Annotated in this window: 3 protein-coding genes; all 3 read left to right on the top strand. The window is 43.4% G+C overall.

The window, feature by feature from the left end:
* A partial coding sequence (locus SMIDD26_RS10740; protein ID WP_246747042.1) for a hypothetical protein occupies positions 1 to 470 on the top strand: 470 nt, incomplete at its 5' end.
* Between the two features lie 21 nt (positions 471 to 491).
* Positions 492 to 836 (top strand): phage holin, encoded by a 345-nt coding sequence (locus tag SMIDD26_RS10735; protein WP_061440099.1) that lies wholly within the window; start codon positions 492 to 494, stop codon positions 834 to 836.
* Positions 829 to 1,695: a CHAP domain-containing protein gene (locus SMIDD26_RS10730; RefSeq protein ID WP_061440098.1), complete on the top strand. Its 867-nt coding sequence runs from the start codon at positions 829 to 831 to the stop codon at positions 1,693 to 1,695. The genes SMIDD26_RS10735 and SMIDD26_RS10730 overlap by 8 nt, the downstream gene beginning before the upstream one ends.
* Positions 1,696 to 1,726 lie beyond the last annotated feature (31 nt).

The raw sequence follows: 1,726 nt of genomic DNA, 5'->3' as shown, positions 1-1,726 counted from the left end.
AAAGGATAGAGGTGTTTATGGACGTCTTACAACAGATAGAACATTTCTTCATGAACGTGCTACCATCGGCTTCACCGATTATTATCGCTTGGCTTAGCTACAAATTGCCGAAAAAAGCCAAAGAAGAAACAGATAAAATTGTCTCGGAACTAACCGATGTCAAGAAACAAATCAAAGATGTCCAAGAAACTGCATGCGACAGCAACACCAAAATTGATGAAGTACAAGCCAAGCTAAAACTGCACGATGAAGCGCACCTTGTCACGATGAGGATGCGCCTAGACCGTGATATTCGCAGGGCTATTCGTCGTGGTTTTACCACCAAGGATGAGTTCTACGTGGTCGAGAACATGCACAATAGCTATAAAGCCTTGGGTGGCAATGGCTACATTGACCACTTGTACAACAATTTTGAAGCGTTGCAAATCAGAGACGATATCTTAGTTGAAGATGAGAAAGGGGCGCGGTAATGCGCCAGAAAGGAAAAACACATGACACAATTTAATGAAATCATTATTGCTTTTGCTACAGGATTCTTAGCAGTAGCAGTAGGAAATATCGTAAAAGCAGTGAAAGAGTATCTTTTACGCAAAGGCGGAGAGAAAGCTGTAAAAATCGCTGAAATCCTAGCTAAAAACGCGGTGCACGCCGTGGAGCAGGTAGCACAAGAGACAGGCTTTAAAGGTGATGAAAAACTGGAACAGGCTCGTGATAAAGTCCGAGCTGAGCTTACAAAATACAACATTAGCATGACTGATAAGGACTTGGACACCTTCGTAGAATCAGCCGTGAAGCAGATGAATGACTCATGGAAAGGAGATGCTGCTAATGTCTAAGAAACAAGATATGATTAACGACCTCATGGCTCACGCTGATGCAGGAACTGGGGTTGACTATGATAAGATGTACGGCTATCAATGTGCTGATGTGACGTGCTACGGAATCTACGAGTATTTCGGTACTCGTCTATGGGGGAATGCTATCGACTTGCTACGGTCCGCAGAATCAGCAGGCTTACAAGTCGTCTATGGCGCTCAATATCCAAAAGCTGGCTGGTTCTTCGTTAAGAACTTCGTGGCAGGCGATGGAGTGAATTATGGTCATACTGGTCTTGTCTATGAGGACTCTGACGGTTCTACAATCAAGACTATTGAACAGAATATTGACGAGAACGCTGATTTCTTGGAAGTCGGTGGCCCTTGTCGCTACAACGAGCGCTCTGTCGATTCGATTGTGGGGTATATCGTGCCGCCTGAAGAAGAGGAATCAGGCTGGAAGCATGATGGTACAGGCTGGTGGTGGCGTCGCAAAGATGGCTCATATCCAACTGCTAAATTTGAAGCAGTTGATGGAAATTGGTTCTACTTCAACGAAAACGGCTATATGTATGAGAATCAATGGCTACTTCATACAGATGGTAAGTGGTACTGGTTTGACAAAGATGGCTACATGGCCAATAGCGGCTGGAAGAAAATCAATGGCAAATGGTACTACTTCAATGCAGACGGTGCCATGCAGACTGGTTGGGTTAAATACTACGAGAAATGGTATTATCTCAATTCAGAGAATGGCTACATGGTATCGAATACTTTCGTACCATACAATAGCGGATACTACCTCATGCTTGAAGATGGACGCTTGGCTGAAAAAGAAAGCTTCAAAATTGAGCCAGACGGCTTAATTACTACTAAATAATCTTGAAAATAAATAGAAAGGAAACTTTCTA

The sequence above is a fragment of the Streptococcus mitis genome, assembly GCF_001579035.1.
In the GTDB taxonomy this organism is placed as follows: Bacteria; Bacillota; Bacilli; order Lactobacillales; family Streptococcaceae; genus Streptococcus; species Streptococcus mitis_J.
The sequence above is the reverse complement of the archived record's forward strand: the minus strand, read 5'-3'. Positions and strand labels throughout refer to the sequence as shown.

Bases quoted from the DNA above. Each gene is read 5' to 3' on its own strand.
- SMIDD26_RS10735 (WP_061440099.1), top strand. From the start codon at position 492: ATGACACAATTTAATGAAATCATTATTGCTTTTGCTACAGGATTCTTA.
- SMIDD26_RS10730 (WP_061440098.1), top strand. From the start codon at position 829: ATGTCTAAGAAACAAGATATGATTAACGACCTCATGGCTCACGCTGAT.